20 protein-coding genes and 1 tRNA gene are annotated in these 24559 nt (G+C 35.2%); 3 read left to right on the top strand and 18 right to left on the bottom strand.

Features of this window, described 5'->3' with window-relative positions; translation table 11 throughout:
• Positions 1-71: 71 nt before the first annotated feature.
• Positions 72-1967, top strand: coding sequence for an S-layer homology domain-containing protein (locus ACIQ1H_RS15765; RefSeq protein WP_402889958.1), 1896 nt, complete (start codon positions 72-74; stop codon positions 1965-1967).
• Positions 1968-2200: 233 nt separating this feature from the next.
• Here the strand turns inward: ACIQ1H_RS15765 and ACIQ1H_RS15760 are convergent, their stop codons facing one another.
• A complete protein-coding gene (locus ACIQ1H_RS15760; RefSeq protein WP_173479706.1) occupies positions 2201-3481 on the bottom strand; it encodes an oligosaccharide repeat unit polymerase in 1281 nt (426 codons plus the stop codon).
• A 275-nt stretch (positions 3482-3756) separates the two neighbouring features.
• Here ACIQ1H_RS15760 and ACIQ1H_RS15755 point away from each other — a divergent pair, with 275 nt between their 5' ends.
• Positions 3757-5682: an S-layer homology domain-containing protein gene (locus ACIQ1H_RS15755; protein WP_402889956.1), complete on the top strand. Its 1926-nt coding sequence runs from the start codon at positions 3757-3759 to the stop codon at positions 5680-5682.
• A 97-nt stretch (positions 5683-5779) separates the two neighbouring features.
• Here the strand turns inward: ACIQ1H_RS15755 and ACIQ1H_RS15750 are convergent, their stop codons facing one another.
• From ACIQ1H_RS15750 to ACIQ1H_RS15685, 14 genes are all read right to left on the bottom strand, one after another.
• A complete protein-coding gene (locus tag ACIQ1H_RS15750) occupies positions 5780-7675 on the bottom strand; it encodes an N-acetylmuramoyl-L-alanine amidase (RefSeq protein WP_402889954.1) in 1896 nt (631 codons plus the stop codon).
• Between the two features lie 243 nt (positions 7676-7918).
• Positions 7919-8863: a C40 family peptidase gene (locus ACIQ1H_RS15745; RefSeq protein WP_402889952.1), complete on the bottom strand. Its 945-nt coding sequence runs from the start codon at positions 8861-8863 to the stop codon at positions 7919-7921.
• Between the two features lie 294 nt (positions 8864-9157).
• Positions 9158-9225, bottom strand: a tRNA-Tyr gene (locus tag ACIQ1H_RS15740).
• A 31-nt stretch (positions 9226-9256) separates the two neighbouring features.
• Positions 9257-9499 carry a helix-turn-helix domain-containing protein gene (locus ACIQ1H_RS15735; protein ID WP_173479708.1) on the bottom strand — a complete coding sequence of 81 codons (243 nt, stop codon included), beginning with the start codon at positions 9497-9499 and terminating at the stop codon, positions 9257-9259.
• A gap of 6 nt (positions 9500-9505) precedes the next feature.
• Positions 9506-9667: a YvrJ family protein gene (locus ACIQ1H_RS15730; RefSeq protein WP_173479709.1), complete on the bottom strand. Its 162-nt coding sequence runs from the start codon at positions 9665-9667 to the stop codon at positions 9506-9508.
• A complete protein-coding gene (locus ACIQ1H_RS15725; protein ID WP_402889951.1) occupies positions 9648-10289 on the bottom strand; it encodes a sigma-70 family RNA polymerase sigma factor in 642 nt (213 codons plus the stop codon). Before ACIQ1H_RS15725 ends, ACIQ1H_RS15730 begins: the two co-directional genes overlap by 20 nt.
• 363 nt (positions 10290-10652) lie before the next feature.
• Positions 10653-12305 carry a M20/M25/M40 family metallo-hydrolase gene (locus tag ACIQ1H_RS15720; RefSeq protein ID WP_402889950.1) on the bottom strand — a complete coding sequence of 551 codons (1653 nt, stop codon included), beginning with the start codon at positions 12303-12305 and terminating at the stop codon, positions 10653-10655.
• Positions 12306-12334: 29 nt separating this feature from the next.
• The gene (locus tag ACIQ1H_RS15715) at positions 12335-13057 is read right to left on the bottom strand and encodes an amino acid ABC transporter ATP-binding protein (RefSeq protein ID WP_402889948.1); all 723 of its coding nucleotides are present in this window, start codon (positions 13055-13057) and stop codon (positions 12335-12337) included.
• Positions 13032-13727, bottom strand: coding sequence for an amino acid ABC transporter permease (locus ACIQ1H_RS15710; protein WP_173479713.1), 696 nt, complete (start codon positions 13725-13727; stop codon positions 13032-13034). The genes ACIQ1H_RS15715 and ACIQ1H_RS15710 overlap by 26 nt, the downstream gene beginning before the upstream one ends.
• A 116-nt stretch (positions 13728-13843) precedes the next feature.
• Complete coding sequence (locus ACIQ1H_RS15705; protein ID WP_173479714.1) at positions 13844-14662, bottom strand: transporter substrate-binding domain-containing protein; 819 nt, start codon at positions 14660-14662, stop codon at positions 13844-13846.
• Positions 14663-14688: 26 nt separating this feature from the next.
• A complete protein-coding gene (locus tag ACIQ1H_RS15700; protein ID WP_402889946.1) occupies positions 14689-15435 on the bottom strand; it encodes an SDR family NAD(P)-dependent oxidoreductase in 747 nt (248 codons plus the stop codon).
• 11 nt (positions 15436-15446) lie between these two features.
• Positions 15447-17033 (bottom strand): aminomethyl-transferring glycine dehydrogenase subunit GcvPB, encoded by a 1587-nt coding sequence (gene gcvPB / locus ACIQ1H_RS15695; RefSeq protein WP_402889944.1) that lies wholly within the window; start codon positions 17031-17033, stop codon positions 15447-15449.
• A 22-nt stretch (positions 17034-17055) separates the two neighbouring features.
• On the bottom strand, positions 17056-18444 hold the full coding sequence (gene gcvPA, locus ACIQ1H_RS15690) for an aminomethyl-transferring glycine dehydrogenase subunit GcvPA (RefSeq protein WP_402889942.1): 1389 nt from the start codon (positions 18442-18444) through the stop codon (positions 17056-17058).
• 22 nt (positions 18445-18466) lie between these two features.
• Positions 18467-19240: an SDR family NAD(P)-dependent oxidoreductase gene (locus ACIQ1H_RS15685; RefSeq protein ID WP_402889940.1), complete on the bottom strand. Its 774-nt coding sequence runs from the start codon at positions 19238-19240 to the stop codon at positions 18467-18469.
• 515 nt (positions 19241-19755) lie between these two features.
• On the opposite strand from ACIQ1H_RS15685, the gene ACIQ1H_RS15680 reads away from it, so the two are divergent.
• Complete coding sequence (locus ACIQ1H_RS15680; protein WP_402889938.1) at positions 19756-20781, top strand: Abi family protein; 1026 nt, start codon at positions 19756-19758, stop codon at positions 20779-20781.
• 243 nt (positions 20782-21024) lie between these two features.
• Here ACIQ1H_RS15680 and ACIQ1H_RS15675 read toward each other — a convergent pair whose 3' ends face one another.
• From ACIQ1H_RS15675 to ACIQ1H_RS15665, 3 genes are all read right to left on the bottom strand, one after another.
• The gene (locus ACIQ1H_RS15675) at positions 21025-22410 is read right to left on the bottom strand and encodes a sigma-54 interaction domain-containing protein (RefSeq protein ID WP_337982069.1); all 1386 of its coding nucleotides are present in this window, start codon (positions 22408-22410) and stop codon (positions 21025-21027) included.
• Between the two features lie 341 nt (positions 22411-22751).
• A complete protein-coding gene (locus ACIQ1H_RS15670; protein ID WP_402889936.1) occupies positions 22752-23162 on the bottom strand; it encodes a hypothetical protein in 411 nt (136 codons plus the stop codon).
• Between the two features lie 120 nt (positions 23163-23282).
• Positions 23283-24365 carry a CAP and S-layer homology domain-containing protein gene (locus tag ACIQ1H_RS15665; RefSeq protein WP_402889935.1) on the bottom strand — a complete coding sequence of 361 codons (1083 nt, stop codon included), beginning with the start codon at positions 24363-24365 and terminating at the stop codon, positions 23283-23285.
• Positions 24366-24559: the final 194 nt, after the last annotated feature.

Here is a 24559-nt window from a genome sequence, read left to right as displayed (position 1 = left end):
ATCCATACATTTGACCTTATCGCGACTCTCTAACTTTGGTAAAATGATGTTAAAGTTTAGGAGGGAAAAATATGAAAAAACTATCAATCATTGCATTGCTTATGGCAGTGGTTAGCTTGCTCTTTTGGCAACCCCAAATGGCATCTGCTGATGAACTTTCAGGGCATGCTCATGAAAATGGTCTGCGCTACTTAATTTCGAAGAACGCTTTAGTAACGGATGCTAATGGCAGTTATCGTCCAAATGACAATGTCACGCGTGGAGAATTTGCTTCTTATTTAGCGAAGGTAATGAATCTTGAAGCAAATAACGGTATGGCATTTACAGATGTTCCAGATACATATGTGTATGCAAAAGACATTCAATTGGCTGCTACAGCTGGAATTATAACTGGATACACAGACGGTTCATTTAAACCTGATGCAGCCATTTCAAGACAGCATATGGCAATTATGCTGGAGAGAGCTATTGATTATTTAAAAATTCCTAAGGGTACTTCATCCATTACGTTTAAGGATAATGCATCCATTATTAAAGACTATCGCAATGCCGTAGCAATCGGTGCACATTTAGGAATCATTATCGGTTCTGATGGCTACTTCATGCCAGAAAAAAATGCAACAATTGGACAAGCTGCAACGTTTATTCAACGTTTAATGTTGCTTGCAGGTGATGCTGCTGCTGACTTCTCTACTTATGCGATTAAGGAAATTTCAAATGGTACACTAGTTGGCAATCAAGGCTTCACAAGCTTTGATGCTGCTGAAAAAGCATTAACAAAAAATACGCAAGTTATCGTTCAAAAAGATAAAATTGTAAAGATGACTTCTGGCTATGTTGTAACTAATAAATATGTTGCACTTTATTCTGAAACGATTAAAGATCAAATCGCTGTTGCTGGTAATACAGAAATGGAATATATCAGCAGTGATGCAGCACAAGTAAAAGTGCGATTAGCTGGTCAAGTAGGCTATTTAAAACAGGCCGATGTAACGCTAATTCCTTTTTCACTAAGTAAGGGACGTTCTTACTATTCAAACGAAAATGGCGAAATTAAACACACACTATACGATTACGCAACAAATAAATATTCTTCAAGCTATGTTTACGGAAAAGCACCTGCCTTCATGAAGCAAGGTGAAAAATACTATAGCTGGAATGGTATTTACTTCACAAATGGTAATGGCTCTTCTAAAGGTGACGCTTATAACTATTATCAATTTTTACCTGCTCGTGCAACAACACAATACACAGCAGAAGAAATCGATGCTTACATTATGAACAAGCTTGCGGAAATGGAAAGTACAGGTATTACACTTTATAAAGATGCCACTACGAAAAGTAAGCTTATCGGGTTAGGTCAAACATTAAAAGAGGTTGAGGCAAACTCGCATATTAACGCCATGTTAATTTTGGCACTTGCTCAACATGAAAGTGCTTATGGTATGAGTGATCATGCACAAAACTTAAACAACCTATTTGGTTTATATGTTTATGATACGAATCCACTTAATAAGAAATTTGACAGTGTTGCTGCTAATATTAACGAACTGGTTGATAAGTTCCTACAACCAAACTATATTACACCAGGTGGTGCCCCTGGGAAAAACTATGCAAACGGGGCAGTAGTCGGTTCAAAAGCACTTGGTTTTAACGTAAAATATGCTTCTGACCCGTACTGGGGAGCTAAAATTGCTGGACACTACTATCGTGCTGAAAAAGCGTTAGGCTTTAAGGATGCAAATAATCCTTATAAAATCGGCTTAACAACAACGACTGGTTTAAATGTACGTGTAGACACTTCTACTAGCAATAGCCCGCTCTTCACATATGCTAGAAGTGGGATGCCTGTTATTGTTATCAACACAAACATTAACGGCTGGTATGAAGTACTATCTGATAAGCTCCACACTGGTTCAGCTTACATTAGTAAAGACTATATTCAGTTTATAGATACAGTGAAATAATAAAAAGCTTCATCCAATAAAGGTATTGGATGGAGCTTTTTTACATACCATATGGTAGTTTCCGCGATATAAGGCTAGGATTCCGCGGTTCTGCATCCTTTTTCCGCGGTATGACGCTGGAATTCCGCGGTTCTACACCTTTTTCCCGCGGTATGACGTTGGAATTCCGCGATTCACTTCCCTATATGCAGGAATAATAAAAGGGCTGTCCTTAATAGGGCAGCCCTTTACTGTTAGTATCGAAGTTTTCTTTGCTCTGTTTTTATAATTGCTGATGCAATTACTACAAAACCTAACATTAATATAAAGATTAAATCAAGTAAGCCTGTGTGCATCGACACTGTAAACAGTGTAATGACAAATGCGTAGGCTACTGAGTGGAAGCTACGGATGCCACCTTGTTTAACTTTATTATAGATTAATGAAATTAATACACCATATAATAAGAAGCCAATTGCTACAAGTGCATAGCCACCATCAAGGAATAGTTGTCCGATAAAAGTAGGCGTTGTTGTTCTTGTTGGACGTGTAATATATTTACCTTCTTCCACGCTCAATGAGTTTACAACTTCCGTCACCTTCATACGAGGTGAAATTTGCTCACCAGGAAGAATCGTATTAAAGATCCCTTTGTGAATTTCGCCTTTTAAATAGCCCTCTTCTTGCGTGTATTCGATAATTTTACTTAAAACGATATGACCTGTCACACTTTCACCATTAATAGAACGCATCCATTTAGGTGTTAAATTTACTTTTTGCTCAACAGTTAAAAGCTTTTCTTTTTCTGTTTCTGTCAATTCAACATCTGGTTGATCACGATTATTGAATTCTTTCGTTGTATCTTCTGTTACTACTCGTAAGAAACCGAACATCGAGAACGCAACACCGATTACAAATAATGCTGTTAGGAACCAAGTTAATTTTACACGTTTCACAACATAGTGGAAAATAATAATTCCAGTAAATAGCATAATAATTAATGGCGTACGATAACCCATTAAAAGGAACAAGAACATTACAACAGCAAAGATTGTGCCGTATACTATTGCTTTCTTCCATGTCATATGCTTTTCTAAAATCATTTTGTAAGATAATAACAGTAAAATTCCATACCATAATAATTGGCTGAAGAAGTTTAGTTTTGGATCGAGATTACGACGATTAGATTCATCTGAAATCCCTAAACCTCCACCAAAAATCATCATTAAATAAGAAGCTAAACCGATTATAGTTAGTAACACAACAATGTGGATAACATATTTTCCTAAGAAAGATAGCCCAAATGATGGGATTGTCCATTGTAATTTATCAATAATATAAACACCGATATAATAGCAAACAAGTGCTACTAATACCGCTGGCAAAATTGATACACGAACGTTAAATAATTCAAATCGATGGAAATCGAATAGACTTGTAAAGAAATATAGTACTAATATAAAAGGTAAAAAGAAATACGGTGAAAACGTATCAATCTTATTGACCTTTGCGAAAACTTGCTTCAGTTTATTCATACATGTAATACATCTAAATAGATGTTATTGCCCTCCTCTATCGTGAATCAATAGTTGTTATTCACTATTACATTCTTTAGTTTTCCCTACAAAAACAAAGGTTATTATATCATAAATACGGATAGACTTATAGAAAGTATTCTATGGATTTTACATAAAAATGCTCAAATTTTTCATTTTCACCTAAATCTCTACGATTCAGTAATTATTTGGGTGTATGATGAAATGAAGTAATACTATTTTTGAGAAAAATACAAAACAAGGATGTGGATTTATTGAAGATATTCCTTTCATTAATTACAGTCTGCGCTTGTTTGCTTGTTGTATTCCTATTACCGACGCAAGCTCAAGCTACAACACAAAAAATTGGCATCGTTTTCTCTGAAAGTAGCGAGAAATATGCCAACGCCACACACCCTGGTGGTACATATGAGGGACAAACTGTATCTCCAAAGGTCGATTATAGCTCTACATACAACAAAGAGCTAAAAGCTTTCCTTTTATATCAGCAACAGGGCTTCAATGTAGAGAAAATTTACGAAAAGGACTTAAATAGCTTAGAAAGTTTAAGCCAATATGATGCAATCGTCTTTCCTTATACGGTCATGATGAACCATCAACAACGCGAAAATGTCAAAATGTACGTTCGCAACGGTGGTGGTGCCATTTTTGCGTTCCAAACAGCTCGTAACGAGTCTGCCAAATTTCCAAAGGTTGGCCAAATGGATCTCTCTCCGTTAATCTATGATGTCGACTCATGGGTCATGGAATGGGATAACCTATCAGAAGTTTTCAACTCACGCTTTATCGACGATATCGTGTTGGGTAACGGAACAATTAGCAATAACAATTCAGTTCATCCAATTATCCAAAATGCTACTAACGAGCTCGGTAAAAGCCAGCTAAGTTTTAAAAAATCTGATCGTGAGTGGGTTGAAATCATTAAACCATGGCAAGGTGGCTCTGCGTCACCGCTATTATATTTTTCGAATTACGATTATACTGATAAGCCACAAACAATGAAGAAAAATGAGTTCGGTGCAGCACATGCTATTGAATATGGCAAAGGTAGAGTCGTACAAATCGGATTCAAAATTTATGATTACATTACTATTAATACCAAAGCAGATTGGCAAGATAACGAAAACGGTGTTGCTTACTCTACAACACAAGGCGACTTAGACGCTCAAGTATTTATGAAGCATGCTTTACGTTGGGTTGCCGAAAATCATGATAGGGATGTGCCACGTCGCTATAATCTTTCGCTATACTCTGACGGTGTGCAAAGCTATGTAGCGCCATCTGGTAAATTCGTCTTCTACTCTACTGTAACGGTTAAAAACAATGGCAATGTGCCAGCCCGTGGTACACTAAAAGTAGAAATTCTCGATGCAAACGATCACGTTGTCGGTAAAGGGCATGATCGTTATATACCAGGCCTTGCTGCAGATGCGACAACTACTAATGCCGACCGCAAAGATATTAGTACCCACTCGGAAAAATATCAAATTTTTATGCCAGGAAATTTAGCTGCTGGAACATATACGATCCGTACTTCCTTCATAGAAGGTCGCGATGATCGTAAAAATGTTGACGAAAAATTTGCAACCATTGCAGAAATTAAAACGCTCACACGTACAAAAGGTTCCAATAAGGCGTCTATTGAAGTTGCCCCATTTTTTCCAGATGTATCAGCATCAAATGGTGCTTATTATGACATAAAAAACTTACATGCATTAGGTATTGTGAAAGGTAGTAATGGCAAATTTAACCCCCAAGGCACACTCACTCGGATACAAGCTACTGACATGATATTACGTGCACTTGCTATCACCCCTTCAAGCTCAGCAAGCTTGAACGCCAGTGATATAAGTGCTGGCGATTATGGCTATGCGGTTTTAGCCACAGGTGCTCGCTATGGGATTCTTTCGTTAGAAGATGGCAAAATTAACGCCCATCAACCAATGACACGTGCAGCAATGGCACATGCACTTGTAAAGGGCTTTAGGCTACAAGGCTTTACTAAAAATACATTCATTGATGTCCCGATATCTCATGTCAATTTTAAAGATATTCAAGCTCTCTTTGCTTTAAATATAACTACAGGCTACGCGGATCAAACTTTTAAACCAAACAGCACGGTAACACGCCAAAACTTTGCCCAATTTGTAAATCGTACACTTCATGCAAACGCTAAATAACTTGATTGTTAGCGCTAATAGATTATCTGTCATCTCCTTCACCCAATAAAAAAAGAGCTACGTCGTTCTAAACTATGAACGATGTAGCTCTTTCGTTTTATTGTTTTGCGTAGTATTGAGAAATACCTTTATAAATAGCTTCAGCAAATAACTCGATATATTGATCATCTGTCATTTTGCCACGGTCTTCACCATTTGTAAGGAAGCCTAGTTCAACTAGAATCGCAGGAATTAATGTATTGCGAATAACATAGTATTGTTGTTCTTTAACTCCACGATTTTTCATGTTTAAGTTATTAACAATTTGGTTATTTACAAAAGTAGCGAGATCAACATCTTCTTGATACATATCTCCAGTTGTTACAGCATAATATGTTTCAGTACCTTGTGCAGAGGTGCTAGATGCTGAGTTGACATGTATACTAACGAAGATTTCGCCAAAGTTTGCATCGGTAAAATCAACACGGTCTTGCAATGAAGGATATGTGTCACCTGTACGAGTCATTAACACTTTCGCTCCAGCTGCTTCAAGTTTCTGTTTTACTAGTGTACTAACTTTTAATGTAATAGACTTTTCTGAAGTAGAACCTACTACAGCTCCAGGGTCCTTACCACCATGACCAGGGTCAAGGATGATAATACGATTTTTCAGTGCATTACCACTTTGGTTTAATAGTTTTAAGTAAGATTTATGCACATAGCCTGTTTGTCCATCAAAAGTAATTTGAGCCCAGTAGCCACTAATGCTGTTAACATGCACATAGTCACCTTTACTTAATTTACCTAGTACCGTAGAAGTTGAGTTCGCTTCTTTGCGGACATTTAAACTATCAACAGTTGCGCGACCTAGTAAGTCTCCTGCCACTGGTGGAGGAGTTGGATCTGGTATAGAAGGTTGTTCTACTTCCACATCCTCTGTACTATTTGCAACAATATAACCTGGTAAACCATTTACTACTGTTAAATAGTAGCCATTAACCGTTTTATAGACAGGCAGTTTAACATTACTATTGATTGTTGAAATTGTTTTAGAAGATGAAGTAGCCTTCACATAAAGATTGATACCTTGTGTTGTCTTCACTTCTTTTTGGATTTTTCCTAACGCATTACCGTCCGCATCTAAAAATTGTGCGTACGTTTTATAAATATAAGCAAATGCACCTTTATATGTTACTTTTAACCAGTCTCCTTCAACTGCATAGACTGATAGTTTTCCACCTTTATCGACTGTACCTACAATGTTTGTACTAATTGAAGAGTCTTTTGATTTACGGATATTCAAGCCATCTGTTGTCACTTGAATTAAACCGATAACCTGTGCTGTATCTGGAACAGTAACACCTTTTACAGGTAACTCTAAACGGTATTTTTCACTTTTAGCACGAGCAACAAATAATGCGAATTGTGCACGTGTTACTTGGCTATTTGGATTATAGTTTTGACCGCTTCCTTTTGTAATACCATTATAGTAAATCGTATTGATATATTGAACGTAGGGATGTGTAATACCTACATCAACAAAAGGAGAATCAATATTTTCGTATTCACTTGCGTCAAGCTTAAATGCCTTTGTTAATACATAACTCATTTCATCGCGAGTTAGAGGCTTGTTCGGTAAAAACTGACCTGTTGTATTTGTTTTAAAGTACCCTAGCTGTATAGCACGTTCAACGTAGCCTGAAAGCTCGGTACCAACTGTTACATCTGAAAAATTGGATTTATTGACAACTAATGGTTTGTTGCCAGAAGCAACAACGGCCATTTTTGCAACTTGTCCGCGTGTCACGTTATTATAAGGCTTATAATACGTTTTACCATTTTCCGTGTACCCTTTAATAACACCTAAACTAACTAAATAATTGATCTCTTCATAAGCTTCATGCTTTTGGGGTACATCTTCAAAACCACCACTAGCATTTGCACTATGTATCGTAAACATAGAAGCTGAAATGAATAAGACGCATAATATAAGACTGATTTTTTTAAAGTACAATGTCTTATTTCCTCCCTTCATGTTCTCGTGTTATTGTGTTCATTTTAACAAAAATTCACATACAAAACTATCATAGATTGTAACTATTCGACATTTTTTTATATCACCCCATTTCATATAGATTCATAAAAAGAAGAGAGCCTGCAAGTGCAAACTCTCCTCCGTCTATACGTTATTTAAAAGAACTTCCATGCATTGCTTCACTTCAAACGTAGCCCTTGTCCGAAGCGAAGTAGAAATTGATTACTTATTCACTTGCTTAGCGCGCTCGATAAATGTTTCAAGCTGAGAAATTTTTAACATTTCATCATAGCCGAAATTACCGTTATCTTTACCTGATGTAATACCGTTTGATGCGATAATTGAAATATATTCTGTTGCCCAATAGTTTTCAGGAACATCAGCAAATGTCACAACATCACCTTTATGCTCAAGACCAAAAGCAACTACTAATACTTTTGCAATTTGTGCACGAGTCATTGGAGAAGAAGGATTAAATTTGCCGTGATCATCACCTGTAAAAATACCTAACTTCGCTACAGCAGAAATTGCTCCAGCATGTGCATAAGTAGGTTTTACGTCTGCAAATGATGTGTTTTTATCAGATGTATCTAAATTTAAAGCTTTTGCAATTTGTACAGCAACTTCAGCACGTGAAGCATATACTGAAAAGTCAATTGCAGCGTCTTTTACTTCAGCAGTCGCTACTTTTGTCACTTCAGCTTGTTGTTCTGCGTCAAAATCTGCTACACGTTTAGCACCAACGTAACGAGAACTCCAATAATATGGATCGTTTACATTAGAATAGCTAACACCTTTACCTGTTTGAGAGTGAATCATTTTACCGTCACCTATGTATATCGCTACATGTGAGATACCACTACCACTCGTGTTAAAGAAAAGTAAATCGCCAACTTTTAGATCACTCTTCGCAACCGCTGTACCTTGCTGATATTGAGAGCTTGATGTACGGTTTAGTTTAATGCCTAAATCGCTGAAGACTTTAGAAGTAAAGCCAGAGCAATCTAATCCGCTAGTAGTTGTACCACCATAAGCATAAGGAATGCCTAAATATTTCGTCGCTGTTTCAGTAACTTCATTTGCAGTTGCCGCTTCAGCGTTATCTATTTGAATTGTTGAAAATAACATAAAAGATGCAAAAATCGGTAATAACCATTTTTTCTTCATAAGTTTGTTATACCCCTCTCAAGGAACTTTTTTGCCTATACATAGACTATCACAAATGAAGGTATTTTAATTTTTCAATTGTGTAACGGTTTTAAAAGTAAAAAAAAAGCTGATATACCAACACTTTGTGGTTTATCAACGCTAAAATATGGGTATTAATTAATGGGTATTCCGGCTTTTTGTAACATTCCTGTAATATTAGCCACGCTTTGTTACAATAGAGTGCCTGTTGAAGTGCCAGGCACTCAAACAACTCAAACAACTCAAATAATTCAAACAATTTCTAACGACTTTAGGTGGCACTCGGATTTGAACCGAGAAAAATGTTTTACAAACTTTGCCTTACCACTTGGCTATGCCACTACGATTTTATTTATTAAAGATGAAAACAACCTAATTATTTTGTTCATTATACCGTTTCTTCAAATCCCAAAATCCTGGGACGGAATTCACATCATATTTTCGTATAGTATTGATGAGCTTAATAAGTAAATCCTGACGTAAATCCTCTCTAAAATGCGGATGGGTTTGATAAAGACAATGTTTCACTATAGGCTCAAAATAATTAATTACAGTTAATAAAGCTTTATCATCATATTTTGACTTTTTTACTAAGGCAATTAATTCTTGTGACATCTCCCTTCAGTCCTTTCTTACGTTTTTAATAAGGTCCGATAATTTATTAATGCTTAATTCAAGATTTTCAATTTTTTTTTCGAATCTAATAAAAAGGTAGACTGTTATTGCTATTGGAAAACCAAAATTTCCGATTATCATGATCCAATCAGATGGTTCTGTTATCATCAGAAATCCCCCTTTTTTCCCCATGACTTTTAATATACATCATCATATTTTCCAAAGCTTTTTTATGGGTCTTAGAGACAGCTTGCTGTGTTTTATTTAATCTTCGTCCAATTTCCGTATCGCTTAAACCTTCTGCATAAGCTAAACTAATTATCTCCTTTTGCTTTTTTGTCAGCGAATTTAATGCATCATACAATATCGGGCTTATTACATAATCATCTAAGTTATCCTTTAAGTTGACCTCACTAAAATGGCCTTCAGCTTGTTCGTCAGCTACTAAATCGAGAAATGTTTCTTGTCCTTCATTAGCATTAATCGTGGCGTCTAAAGTAAGAGAAAATCTAGATTGTATAAGTCTCAATTTTTTGTCGAAATTAATTGAATTAAACTTTAGAGTTGAGGAAATATGAGAAATAAAGCGAATTTTAAAATAAAAATGTTTAAATAACATATCTAATTCTTTCATATTCTCCATAGTTGGGTTTAATATGGTATCCATGTACTTTTCTTTGTTAGTTGGTATTTTCAAAAAGGAAATTACCAACTCGTTATTTAATAGCTGTTGATTTTCACCTTCAAATTTTTTAATTCTTTCTTCATCATCCCTTTTATTTTCCAACATCCAAAGCACTCCTTTTAAGAAGCATACATTCACTTCCAAATTTTAAAAAGAGCATATGTTCTTATTTCGAGTAAAAAAAAGAGTGTAAGTTCTTTTTCAAAGTAAACCATTTGTCCTTAAACCTAGTTTCTCTATCTTATGATTATTTTATCGATTTTATTATTTTCTTAAAATCACCTCCTTTTCTTATTGTATATAGAATAAACAATCTAAAATAAAACAACCTTTCAAAAAAAATTGTCAGTGCCAGTCACTCAAACAATTTCCAAACAATTTAATAAGACTATAAACAAACTCGAAATTGCTCGAGTTTGTTTATAGTCTGAAGGCACTTCTACTGCAGTATCAATGATTATAACTGGCTCATGAACCAAGTAGCTTGTCTATTACTAGTTTCGTTAAATTAGGCATGATTTCCATTGTATATTTTAATTCCGTTCTTTCGTATCTGTTATGTGCATCATAACCATACGGTCCAATATTAATTGCTGGAATATTTAAATCCCTAATGGCCTTATAATCCACAAAATGTTTTGTCCCCCAACTTGGGTTATTGTTCATAACGGATTGAATGCTATCTTCATCGTCATTAATTGCTACACAGCTCATATCACAGATATAAGGAAAATAATTTCTTTGGACAATCGGCTTATTATAATGTGGTTGCACTTTTTCGATTGCATAGTCTAAAGCGATTAATAGATTCTTTTCCTTTTGATTTTTACCAGTCACCTCTACACGTGGTGAATATAGTGACGAATAAAAAAGAATAATAGCAGGGCTTTTATCCTTTGCCCATTTCCAAGTTTCTTCTACAACTCTCGCTGAAAACATACGTACATCTAGTTCTTTATTTGCCAATAAGTTTTCTTTAAAGTTCTTCATATGCTCTTTATAACTTTCACCAGCTTGTGAAATAATTGATTGCTCTAGTTCTTCATAAAATAACACCCTTGTTTCCCAAGGTAATTTTGTATATTCCTGTTCACTAATTTCACAATACCGCTTATAATGATTATTTAAATTTTCCACTACATTATTAAAGGCAATTTCTGCTTGATTTTTCAACTTATCAAGAACATCTTTAGGGGACCATGATTGCACAAAGAAATTATAATATACATAGGAAGCAAGTGCTGTTTGCACAGTATATGTTTCTTTAAAATCCGTTTGCTTCAACGTTACTGGTGGCATAGGCGTTTCACCTAATGATTTATCGCATAGCTCAGGATTATATGCAATTTGTCTAGTTAACTCTGCAGCAATATAGTTAGGATCAAGTCCTTCAAAGCTTGAGCCAACGTGACTTTCAGCTCCAGTTATATAAAATGAAGGAAGCAGCTTCCCAACACTGCCTTTATAAATATATCTATTTTCATCGCCTTCATATCTAGGCGCTACAAAATCCGAATTTATTAACGCTTCATATTCAAATCCATATTCGTCTCTAAGTTGTTTTAAATCATTTAAGCCTGATAATACACCGTGCGAGCTATCTTCCTCATCACATTCAGCAAAAAATACAATATTTCCTTTTAATTCTTCTGGGTGCTCTGAGTAATACTTTAAAAGATAAAAATTGCTGGCTACACCGCTTTTCATATCTAGTGTTCCTCTGCCAAATAACCATTCATTTGATTCCAAATGCTCTTTAACTAACGGTGGAAGCTTTTCATTTTTTAATGCTTCTTGAAGATTATTAGGAAAACAGGCTTTTTCTTTTAAGCTATTATAATCATCTATACCTACCGTATCGGTGTGACCCATTAAGACAACCGTTTTAGCGCTACTTTCTTTTGTCCCCCTTACAAAAGCAAATACGTTATATCTCTCAATCTCATCATCTACAGTTTGTGATGTAAACACATAGTCCGAATGTTTTTGAAAGTATGGTAGGTTAGCAATTGTTTTAGCAAGTGTTGTTGATATATCGATTTCGCCTTCAGTATTGACGATACTTTCAATATTGACAAGATCATTCGTCACTTTTAATACTTCATCATACGTTTTTAACATTAAACACAACTCCTAACTTGAAATAATAATTATAAAACCTGTTGTAGAAACTTCGCTGTTCTCTCTTCCTTTGGCGTTTTAAAAAATTCGGAGGGCGGCCCTTCCTCAATTATTTTCCCATCAGCTAACATAATGACTCTATCCGCCACCTCTCTTGCAAAGCCCATTTCATGCGTTACAATGACCATTGTCATCCCATCCCTTGCTAAACTTTTCATTGTTTCTAATACTTCACCAACTAATTCAGGATCTAACGCCGATGTAGGTTCATCAAACAGCATAACGTTTGGGTTCATCGCAAGTGCTCTTGCAATGGCTACTCGTTGCTTTTGCCCTCCAGATAATTGTTCAGGATAATAGTTAGCCTTGTCAGCAAGCCCAACCCTCGTTAATAGCTCCATTGCTTTTTTGTTTGCTTCCTCCTTACTTTGCTTTTTCACTTGGATAGGTGCTTCAGTTACATTTTGTAAAACACTTAAATGAGGAAATAAATTAAAGTGTTGAAATACCATACCCATATTTTCTCTAACTTTATTTAAATTCGTTTTTTCTATATCAATCATTTCATCGTTAATGCTGATAGTTCCTTCATCTAAAATCTCTAAAAAATTCATACAACGTAACAACGTACTTTTTCCCGAGCCACTTGCTCCAATTAAAACAACTACTTCTGATTTATCGATTTCAAGACTTATATCCTTTAAAACTTTCAATTTACCAAATGATTTAGAAAGCGACTTCAACTTTATCATGCTTTTTCCCCTTTCCAACATCCATTCGGCTTTCAAGTTTATTGAACAACAGTGTGAAGATTAGAACTAAAATTAAGTAATATACACCTACTACAAAGTAGGTTTCTAAAGGCATATAATTGTACGCTTGAGCGGATAAGGCATGGTTAAATAATTCTGAAACAGCAATATAGGCTACTAAAGAAGAGTCTTTTAATCCAATAATGAATTGATTGGCTAATGCTGGTATAGCTCGTTTAAAGCTTTGTGGCAAAATAATTCGTCTCATTGTTTTAAAATACGTCATTCCTAAAGAGCGGCCTGCTTCCATTTGTCCCTTATCGATTGATTGAATGGATCCTCGAAAGATTTCAGCAATATAAGCTCCAGAATGAATTCCAAGTGCAATAGCTCCTGCTGCAAAATCCGAAAGAACAAATATACTAGAAATGCCGTAGTATAAAAACATAAGTTGTACTATAAGTGGCATACCACGAATAATAAAAATATAAGCATTTGCTATTTTTTCTAATATCTTTATATTCGAAACCTTGAAGAAGGCAAAAACAAGTCCAATAACACAGGCAATTAATAAAGAAACAACCGTTAACTCCACTGTTAAAATAGTAGCTTTTAAAAACTCGATTCCATGTTTTTGGAATATCGAGGCTATATTCGTTAAAAACTCCATAAAAATCACCTAACCTCTTTAAGTGTTTTTGGTATAGAAGAATATTTTTAGAATATTCAAATTATTTTACCTAGTATTTTTCTATTCAACTAGGTAAAATAATTTATACAGTCTGTTTATTCTAATAAATCTTTGCCAAACCATTTTGTACTTATTTCTTTATAAGTGCCGTCTGCCACCATATCTGCTATTGCTTTGTTTATTGCATCTAATAACACTTGATTGTCCTTATTAATAGCTACCGCAATTTCTTCTCTTTTAATTTCTTCTCCTACTGTTTCAATTTCTAACCCAGATTCTTTCATTGCTGAAATGCCTACAATTTTATCTGTAATGACGGCATCTAGACGTCCTGGAGGAAGGTCTTGTAAAGCATATATCTCACTAGGGAATTCTTTAATTTTATCTGTATATTTTTTTGCGTCTTCCACATACGTACTCGCTTGCATAACACCGATTGTTTTTCCTTTTAAATCTTCAAAAGATTTGATGTCTGTATTTTTACTTGAGATAAAGACTGTAGCTCCTGAAATGTAATATGGGTCTGAGAAGTCCACCTGTTTTGCTCTCTCCTCAGTAGCTGTCATACTTCCAATAATGGCATCATATTTCTCTCCTCGTAACCCTTGGAGAATCGTTTCCCATGGATTTGTCACAGGGTTCGGTTCAAGACCTATTCTTTTTGCAATTTCATTTCCAATTTCTACATCGAAGCCAACTAATTTTTCATTTTCCTTATAGTTTAATGGTTTTAGTAATCCGCTCATGGCAAATGTTAACTTCCCATCATTCACTAATTTCATTTCTGATGTAGCGCTATTTTCTTGTTCTTTATTATTTGCAGCTGTTTCAATTTTTTTATTTGAATCTTTTTCTGAACACGCAACCATCAATGCAGCAATCACCAATAACAAATAGAATAGACTTTTCTTCATAAATACCAATCCCCCTCGTTTTATGATTAAGCTAATTCTCCACCATCAATGGCAATTGTTTGCCCCGTAATGTAAGCTGATTCATCTGAAGCTAGGAAGGCATACAACGCCCCTACCTCTTTTGGATCTGCATGCCGCTTTAAAGGAATGCCTTCATTTACAGCCGCTAACATTTCAGGTGTATACTCAGCCATTTGCATCGGTGTTAATACATATCCTGGACATATTGTGTTCACTCGAATGTGTGGTGCCAATTCTAATGCCATCGTTTTTGCTAATAAATTGACGCCTGCTTTTGAAGCGTTATAGTCCGCATAGAACGGATGTCCCGTAACTCCATTTGTAGAGGCTGTCATGAGTATAACGCCTTTCCCCTGTTCAACCATGATTTTTGCAGCCGCTTGTGACGTATAAAAGACACCATTTAAATTAATATTTAATACTTTATTCCATTGTTCTGGCGTAATATCAAGAAATTGAGAGCGAACGCTAATACCTGCATTCGCTATAAAAACGTCCACTCCACCTAAATCCTCTTTAATGTTATTAAAGACAGCGTTTACACTTTCAGGGTTACTAACATCCACTACATAGCCTTTAGCAATTCCCTTGTTTTCTTTTACAGACTTTTCAATACTGTCTTCATTAATATCTAAAATAGCTACGATAGATCCTTCTTCGACAAAACGTTGTGCTGTGGCTAATCCTATACCACTCGCCCCTCCTGTAATGACTACTCTCTTCTTTTCTAAGCTACTATGCCTTGTCGTCATCAAATTCCCTCCTAACGGTTATAACTTGTTATTTCCGCTTCATTTCTCACCTTTTCTTGATATACCCTCCATGAAATACACCATTTTGCAGGATCATCTAAATAATCAGCTTCGATTAATTGATGAATTGTACTATTTTGCGGTGCATTTTTCACTACTTCTGGATTTTCATATGCTTCCTTTGAAATTTGTTCAAGTGCCTGGATATACTCATCTAAATCGGCTTTAGAGTAGGATTCTGTTGGTTCTAATGTGAATGGTTGTGGCACAATATACGGATGATGACTTGTCCAGTAATGTAAACCAAAGTCAGTCATGCGACGCTGTACATCCTCTGTTGTAACACCTGTTTCTTTCTCCAGTTGCTCCCAACTATAACGAACCTGTTCCAAACGTTGCCCTTTTACATATGGCACGCTTGCGCCACGAATTTTCGAAACTTTACTATATAAATAGTTATTATTTAGCACAGCTGTTTCTGCCACTGCTTTAAGCCCTTCTTGCCCTAATGCTCGAATCCATGCATACGAGCGTAAAATAGTTTGTGCTACCCCATGGAAAGCGCGTACTTTTCCAATTGAATGCTCTAATTGATCATTTAGCACATATTGATCCCCATTTTTTTCGACAATAGGTCCTGGTAAATACGGCTTTAATTCCTTTGTTACGCCTAATGCACCTGTTGCTGGACCACCACACATATGTGGCGCTGCGAATGTTTTGTGTAAATTGAAGAAACACATATCGAAGCCCGCCTCTTTTGCACGTGTAATGCCTAATAACCCGTTTGCATTCGCTTGATCGTAGTAACAAATACCACCTGCATCATGTACAATCTTCGTAAATTCTTTAATTTTCGAATTGTAAATACCTGTGTCTTCTGGGTTGGCTACAACAAAGCCTGCAGTTCTTTCGGATACAACTGCCTTTAACTTTTCAATATCAGGGAATCCATTTTCATCTGGATGTAAGGTAATAATTTTATATCCCTTTACAACTGCCGTTGCAGCTTGAGATGGATGAGAGAAAATAGTTGTAATAATTTCATTACGTTGCTCTGCTTCGCCCTTTACTTCAAAAAACTTACGTACAATCGATGCCATGGCAAATAAAGCTTGTGTCCCACCACTCGGTTGGAAAGAGAATGCATCCATTCCTGAAATCTCACGCATCGCTAAATCCATGTGATGAATAATTTCTAACATTCCTTGTACAGTACGAATATCTTGTAGTGGGTGTAATTCCATTAGTTTAGGATTCCGAATTAATAGCTCATTAATTTTCGGAATGTACTTCATCGTACAAGTCCCTTGACCAATTTCTACATTAAAATCTGAACCTAATGTTTCTTGTGAAAGTCGAACATAATGGCGTAAAACACGGGCTTGCCCGATTTCTGGTAAGCGCGGCTTACTTGCTCGCTTTATATTTTGCGGTAAAACTGAAATACCATCACCTACTACATCTATCACTTCTTGTGAAACTTGCGGTACTTCAACTCCAACTTCACCTGGTTGATGAAGCTCGAAAATTATAGGCTCATTCCACTTGGCTTGATGAAAATCTATATTTACAGACTGTCTTTGAATTTTTAACATGCTAATGCTCCTTTCTGTCTCGTTATTTCGTCACAATTTTTGCTAAAGCACTTACTAGTTTGTCTATATCTTCTTTCGTATGCACTTCCGTTACACAATAAAGAGCCGACTGCCCATATTGAGGAAACTCTTCCGAGAGATTCTTTCCTCCGAAGATCTTATGCTCTAATAATTGCGCATTGATTTCTTCTACAGTTAATCCCGTATCATTAAAGTCGATAATAAATTCCTTGAAAAAAGGTGATGTCATTCTCGAACCTCTAATGTTCTGAATTTTATTAAGCTGCATTACAGCATACTGACTATTTTGCATAATTGCTTGCCCTAAATCGTACATACCATTTGGTCCCATTAACGATAAATAAACACCTGCTGTAATACCCCATAGAGCTGTTTGCGTACCAACAGATTCTTTGCCATTTTCTCTATCTGCAAAAGATGTACGGTCATATGCAATGTCACCAAATCCATACTCTCCTTCTTTTACCGTAGGAATAATACCAAACAATCGTGATGGGTATTCATTAACGAATTTTGGATCATTATGTGTCGCAATAAACCCTGCTTGCCCTCCACTATAATTCATATGCATACCAAGTGGTTGAAGGTCTCCACATACAATATCAGCACCATACTGACTCGGTGGTGCTAGTATTCCAAGTGAAATGGGATCAACTCCGACTACGATTATGGCACCGTATTTTTTTGCAAGATTTGAAATCTCTTGCCCTTGAGATTCAATAAATCCTAAATAGGATGGATTTTCAAAATAAATCGCCGCAACATCATTAGATAGTTTTGATTCTAAATCGGCTAAATCCATTAACCCTGTATTAAGATTAAAATTCACATCTTCAAATGCTAATTGCGGTGTACCATAGTTTGTTATAATCTTTTTTCGCTCAGGCGAAACTGTACTAGCGAGTAAAATCTTAGTACGTTTCGTAATACGACTAGCCATACGAATCGATGTAGCTGCAGCCTGTGCCCAATCAAATGTTGGCACATTCACTACTTCCATATCAACAAGTTCAGCCATAAGACTTTGGTATTCAAATAAAGCTTGGAAACGACCATGATCTTCATATGGTTCTCCCGCATAAGCAGTTAAAAATTCAGCTCGTTGATTGACCTCATCACATACTGCTGGTATAAAATGTTGCCAGCAGCCAGCCCCTAAAAAGTTAAGATAATCATTCGTACTTATATTTTTATTTAATAAACCTTCAATATGTCGTCGTAACTCCAATTCATTTAAAGCTTTCGGGATATTCATTGTTCCTTTATATTGCAAATCCTCTGGAATACAAGAATAGAGTTCTTTAATGGAAGGTACTCCTATTTCGTCTAACATTTCTTGTTTTACTTCGGGTACCATATTTGGAATGTATGGATGAACTTTTTTACTCATGTAAATTACCTCCTAAATTTTTTTATGCTAAGCCGCCACCATCAACGGTTAATGTCGTTCCAGTAACCCAAGCAGATAAACCACTTGCAAGGAATAATACCCCCTTCGCAATATCTTCAGGTGTGCCCAACCTTGCCAATGGTCTATCTACAGCCGAACTACGAAGAAAACTAGACTCCTCTATATCTAATTGTTTTGCCTCCCCACGCAGTAACGGCGTATCTGTATCTCCAGGGCAAATACAATTTACGCGAATGTTCTCTGATCCATGGTCGATAGCCATAGCTTTCGTTAAATTGACAACCCCTGCTTTCGCAGCACAGTAAGATGCCGCTTTGTCTCCACCTTTTAGTCCCCAGCCAGAACCAGTATTGATAATACTGCCGCCTCCGTTGTTCCGCATAAGTGGAATCAAATATTTAGAAAGTAGGTAAACACCTTTTAAAGAAACATTAATGACAGCATCCCAATCAGATTCATCTAGATCTACAACTGTTTTTCTACGTATAATGCCTGCATTATTAAAGAGCACATCGACGTTTCCATGCTTTTCTTCAAGTAACCCCGCCACACGCTGGCAATCTTGTGAGTTTGTGACATCACACTTTAGAAACTCAATATCTAAGCCCGCAGCTCGCAATGTTTCTTCTGTTTCCATTCCCTTTTGCTGATCGATATCAAGAATAATTGTTTTCGTCCCCACCTCACTTAGCAATTTAGCGGTTGCAAGACCTATTCCTGAAGCTCCCCCTGTTACTACTGCAATCTTCCCACCTAATTCGAAGTAATCTAGCAAATAAATGTACCCCCTTTTTTGTTTCTCAATGTATATAATGCAAAAACCATGCCAAATTAAAAAAGCTGATTTTACGAGATTCATAAATAATTCATCAGTATTTTTTGACACATCTGTCATTTCAAATGTTGTTTTTGTCATAATATTCAGTTTTTTAATGAAGTTAATTAAGAACTATCTAATAGTTCCTTTAGAAGAAGCCTTAATGATTTAGCTTTCTGATAAAATAAGCATAAAAATATAAAAATTGAAGATAAATAAATTTTAAAAATAGAAAAGGTAGGAGGAATGATTTAAAGAAAAGAAAAATGAAATTGATATTGCAGCAATCAATATGCCTATCTTAAATACAAGAGTGTATTCAAACTTAGAGAGTTACAGGGGTTTCAAAGACAACTATCTACAAAATAAAACAAGAAATTGAAAAATAAAATAGAAATTCATATAAAAATGTAGAATAAAAGTCTAAGAAAATGACTAGTATAATACTATAGAGAGAATATAGGGGCGATGAAATGAGCAACCGATTACACGTAACTAAAACATTTAAATCTTTAGATGAACAAATTGCTTTATTAAAAGGAAGAAAATTAATCATTAGAGATGAACAAAAAGCTAAACGTCATTTATTAGAAAAAAACTATTTTGATTTAATTAATGGTTTTGAAACACTTTTATTAAAGGACGATAAAGCGATAGATAAAGAATTCGAAGGATATTACTTTGAGGATTTTTTATTGTTGTATGATTTAGATAAAAAATTGAACATTGAGCTATTAAAGCTTTTAGATAAATTTGAAACTCGCTTAAAAACATCAATGGCATACAGATTTTGCGAAAAATATTTTCGAACTGCTGCCGATGCAGATTGTTACATTAATTTGAGCAATTACACAAATCCTGCTAATAATCATTTAAGTTTACCTAGCGATATTGCTAAATCTATTAAGAATCATAAAATATTTAAAACTAACATTCGATATAACGGGGTTACGTATAGAACCTTTATTGAGTTTAGCAAGGCAAAATACACTTTTTTGTCTACTTATGATTCTCCGCCTTTTTGGATGTTAATTAAAGTACTTGAATTTGGTGCTGTATTCAAACTTTTATTAGGTTATGAAAAGGACGTATTTGAAAAAGTCATTGAAGATATGGGAATGAAGTACATAGATAAACAAAAATTTATTAATTCAATACGAATCTTTATTGACTTACGTAATACTTGTGCACATTTCCAACTGGTTAATAGATACCGTACAGCAAAAAATATAAGAATAGATGCAGGAATGATTAATGATTTAGGATTGAGACCAAAAACAAATATCCGGGGATTACCTACTTATTATGAAATAAAACTTTATGATACTTTGTTAGTTATTTCTCAATTCGAAGATTTAAAAAACATAAGGAAGTTGATGAATGATTTTTATTATAAAAGATGTAATTCAAAAAGAGAAAGACAGTTAATGATGAAAATATTCGAAAGAATGGGAGAAAACAAACTTTCTAAATGGCTTAGTATAGGGAAATGCAACTAGCCTTCTATCCATAGAGTTGTGATTTTTCTTTAATAATTAAAGCATATATGTTATTATTTAAACATATAATATATCGTGCGTGACGGCGAGTTATCCGATTAAAAGGTTAACTGTATAGTCAAAAAGAGATGCTCAAATGAGCATCTCTTTTTTTCTGTGCATATAGCATAGTAGGTTTAAGTGTCAGGCACTCAAACAATTTAGAGTGCAATGATGCCGCCCGTAGTGGGAGTCGACTGCCTGTTAATTACTTTTTAATTTTCGATAAAGCGTCCTTGTACTAATGCCTAACTCTTCTGCAAGACGCTCCTTGCCCGCAGCGTCATTTCCGTACTCAGATAACTTTTGATTGATTAATTCCATTTCCATATTTCTTAATAATTTAGGAGGCGTAACGTGGGAATGTTGCATCCTATTATGCTCAATTATATAGCCAGGTAAACTGTCTTTTGTTAATTGCAATGAATCTTCCATGACCATACTATATTCTAAAACATTTTCTAATTCTCTTATGTTACCTGGCCAATCATAAGCATTCAATTCTTCTAAAAATTCGTCTGTAAAATCGTTAATATATTTACCTGTTTTATGTTGGATTTTTTCTAGTAATGTAAAAATTAAGTACTCCATTTCACCTTTTCTCTCTTTTAATGGAGGTAAAGTTAAAGGAATCACATTTAATCGATAATATAAATCTGCTCGAAATTCTCCTTTTTTCACCATTTCCTCTAAAGGTCTATTTGTTGCAGCAATAATTCTTACATTTACCTTTCTAGGCTCAATTGCCCCCACTCTATAAATAAGTCCATTTTGTAAAACCGATAATAGTTTAGCTTGAAGATGCAACGGTAATTCGGTAATTTCATCAAGGAATAAGGTACCTTTATCTGCAATTTCAAAATAACCTTGTTTTCCTTTTCTCCTAGCGCCAGTAAATGCGCCCTCCTCATAGCCAAATAATTCACTTTCAAATAAAGTTTCTGGAATACTAGCACAGTTTAACTCTACAAATTTCCCTTTATGCGTAATACTGTTTGAATGAATATGATTAGCTAGTAAACTTTTACCAGTGCCTGTTTCTCCAGTGATAACAATGGAAGAGGAACTATTTGCAATACTATTTAGTTTGGTTTTAATAAATTGCAAATAAGGTGCATCTCCAAGTACATATTTTGTATCAAATCCTTTTTTTGTTTCAAATAATAAATAAGACCCCTCGTTATTTAGAACATTAATCACTATTTCCCCTAAACGAGCTAACCAGTATTGATATTTCTTTTGTTCAGTAGATAATTTTCTTTCCCCTTCATCTGTAAAACTTACAAATGTTAAATACCCAAAATGCCGATCATCTTTAACTAAATTCATCAGTATTTCTACTTTTGAAGGACAATTGTTTTGAAACCTACACCCAGAGCATGTTTTCATTTTTCCAGGTCTTTGCACGTATTGAAATGGCTCGGAATAGTACTTTTGGAAAAAGGGTAAATGCACTTGCTCCCCTTTTCTTTTTCTATACTCATCTGTTGCTAAAATTTTACCTTTAGCAGTAAAATAAGCGACTTCTACTTGTAGCAAGTCTCCATATAAAATAATTATAGATTGTACTAACTTTTCACCATTTAACATAACATCACCCTCTCAGAAGTAAATTGAGTCATTGGCATTTTACACGAAAATATCCTTAACTTTATAATTCTACATTCGCTGGTGGGAACGCTTTATACGGCTATAGTAGACATGACATCCATCTCTTCTATATACATAAATTCCGCAAAAAAAGGGTCCATTCCTTTAAAAATCGTTCAACAAATACAGACATGCAAAGTCGAATACTATCAGAAAAAGGGATGGTAAATTTAAAGTGAGAAAATCCAAAATTAATTTTACTGTCTAAGGAGCTTGAATTTTATCCAAGTAAAAGGACATAACATTCTAATTAATGCTATGTCCTGCTTGTTCGTTTTAAGTTAGATATTATAAAACCAGTCTTTATTGCTCATCAATATAGCAGTTATATATCGATAAATTCTCTCTTCATTTTCCGAAATCCATTTATCAATATGCTCCATGATCGTTTCGTCATTATATTTATTTAGCCCCATCTTATATATAGGAAGAATTTCAATTTCTTCTTTTCCTTTTAGTTTACCTATAAGTGTAGTAGCTGAAGAATTATTTACTATTTCATAATATGTCCAAACGCCCGATCTATTGGACTGAGATTGCCAATTCATCATCTCTCTTAATTCAACAAACCAATCAGGCAAATTGTTTTGTTCTTTTAATTCACCATATGCAATAAGAAATAACTCAGCCATAGAACTATATTCGTGAATGTTATGAAAGTAGTTATCAATATAGTTTTTAGTATATTTCATCGTCTATTCCTCCTCTCCATCGTACAATAAAAAGCTCCACCATTATTGGTAGAGCTTCCTTTAGTAGCTATACGCTATGAACTTTCGTAGCCCTCAGGCAATTACCGCTTTCTAGTCTAGTTATTGACTGGAAAATAGCTGGACCCAATAGTAAATGCCTTTGCTATCGACTGCAATAGCTACTCCCGTATTTGTATAATTTTCTCTCAAAATATTTTCACGGTGGGGTGGTGATGCCATCCATGCTTTAACAGCCGCCTCAGGGGTTGGAATATTTCTACCTATATTTTCTCCTAAACTTGTATATGGATAATCAAATAAAGTAGCTAAATCCCATGGCATGCCGTAGTAAGGTGATTCGTGTTCAAAATAACGTCGATTCACCATATCCTGTGCCTTAATAACGGCAACTTGTGTTAAAGCTCCATCATAAGTAAGTATCGGCAGCTTCCTTTTTTGTCTTTCGTTATTGACTAAATTTAACACTTCATTAGACAACGTTGCTGAGTAGTTTTTTGTCGGAATATAAGACTTTGATAAATAGTCATAGGCTATTTCATAATTAGTTAGCGTCGTTGTAAAGTCCAAGCTTCGTTCCACTAGAGATGCAAATTGCGCTCGTGTTACTAAAAGATTAGGTGCAAATTGTTTTGCGTTGACCCCTTTAATAATACCGACATCTGCAAGTGATTCAATGTAATCTTTTGCCCAATGGCTATCCGAAACATCACTAAACTTACTATTATTTTGAGAATCCACCTCAATTTTATATGCAAGCGTTAACATTTTAGCGATTTGCATGCGCTTCAATGGTGCATCTGGATTAAAGCAATCACCATTCTGCAATATCCCTAATTCTACTAGTGCGCAAATCTCCTTATAAAATGGATGATCTGCTTGTAAATCTACAAAATTAGGCTTAGCAGACACACTCGTCTTCAGTTGCATCGAACGGGCAATGGCCGCTGCTGCCTCTGCTCTTGTTATTGCTTGCTCTGGCTTAAACGTACCATCCTCATATGTTGTCATATATTGCTTATCTAACATGTGCTGAATCGAGCTTCTCGCCCAATGTGAAGGCGAAATATCCTTTGCCTCCTCTGCCGCTAACGCAACGTTTGAGCTATTTGGTAGAGGTAATGCAAATGGAGTAGCCAGCAAAATAAGCGACATTCCGACAATACTAGATACTTTTTTTAACATAGCTACCTCCTATATATGTATGGAGTTGTTAATTAATTTCCGATTTCTCAACAGTTTATGACAGCTAGTTCTTTCGGATAATTGATTTTCTATACCCATATTCCTTATATATAAACATACCATTATTACCTGTTTTTTCCTACTACGATTTTAAAAAATCACCCTAAAGATTTTTCTTTTCTAAGAGTGATGTT

It is taken from the genome of Lysinibacillus sp. NPDC097279 (assembly GCF_044761745.1).
Taxonomy (GTDB): domain Bacteria; phylum Bacillota; class Bacilli; order Bacillales_A; family Planococcaceae; genus Lysinibacillus.
This window is presented reverse-complemented; position numbering and strand designations above follow the sequence as displayed.

Coding starts and splice junctions, on each gene's coding strand:
- ACIQ1H_RS15765 (WP_402889958.1), top strand. CDS start 72: ATGAAAAAACTATCAATCATTGCATTGCTTATGGCAGTGGTTAGCTTG.
- ACIQ1H_RS15760 (WP_173479706.1), bottom strand. CDS start 3,481: ATGAATAAACTGAAGCAAGTTTTCGCAAAGGTCAATAAGATTGATACG.
- ACIQ1H_RS15745 (WP_402889952.1), bottom strand. CDS start 8,863: ATGAAGAAAAAATGGTTATTACCGATTTTTGCATCTTTTATGTTATTT.
- ACIQ1H_RS15735 (WP_173479708.1), bottom strand. CDS start 9,499: ATGTCACAAGAATTAATTGCCTTAGTAAAAAAGTCAAAATATGATGAT.
- ACIQ1H_RS15730 (WP_173479709.1), bottom strand. CDS start 9,667: ATGATAACAGAACCATCTGATTGGATCATGATAATCGGAAATTTTGGT.
- ACIQ1H_RS15725 (WP_402889951.1), bottom strand. CDS start 10,289: ATGTTGGAAAATAAAAGGGATGATGAAGAAAGAATTAAAAAATTTGAA.
- ACIQ1H_RS15720 (WP_402889950.1), bottom strand. CDS start 12,305: ATGTTAAAAACGTATGATGAAGTATTAAAAGTGACGAATGATCTTGTC.
- ACIQ1H_RS15715 (WP_402889948.1), bottom strand. CDS start 13,057: ATGATAAAGTTGAAGTCGCTTTCTAAATCATTTGGTAAATTGAAAGTT.
- ACIQ1H_RS15710 (WP_173479713.1), bottom strand. CDS start 13,727: ATGGAGTTTTTAACGAATATAGCCTCGATATTCCAAAAACATGGAATC.
- ACIQ1H_RS15705 (WP_173479714.1), bottom strand. CDS start 14,662: ATGAAGAAAAGTCTATTCTATTTGTTATTGGTGATTGCTGCATTGATG.
- ACIQ1H_RS15700 (WP_402889946.1), bottom strand. CDS start 15,435: ATGACGACAAGGCATAGTAGCTTAGAAAAGAAGAGAGTAGTCATTACA.
- gcvPB (WP_402889944.1), bottom strand. CDS start 17,033: ATGTTAAAAATTCAAAGACAGTCTGTAAATATAGATTTTCATCAAGCC.
- gcvPA (WP_402889942.1), bottom strand. CDS start 18,444: ATGAGTAAAAAAGTTCATCCATACATTCCAAATATGGTACCCGAAGTA.
- ACIQ1H_RS15680 (WP_402889938.1), top strand. CDS start 19,756: ATGAGCAACCGATTACACGTAACTAAAACATTTAAATCTTTAGATGAA.
- ACIQ1H_RS15675 (WP_337982069.1), bottom strand. CDS start 22,410: ATGTTAAATGGTGAAAAGTTAGTACAATCTATAATTATTTTATATGGA.
- ACIQ1H_RS15670 (WP_402889936.1), bottom strand. CDS start 23,162: ATGAAATATACTAAAAACTATATTGATAACTACTTTCATAACATTCAC.
- ACIQ1H_RS15665 (WP_402889935.1), bottom strand. CDS start 24,365: ATGTTAAAAAAAGTATCTAGTATTGTCGGAATGTCGCTTATTTTGCTG.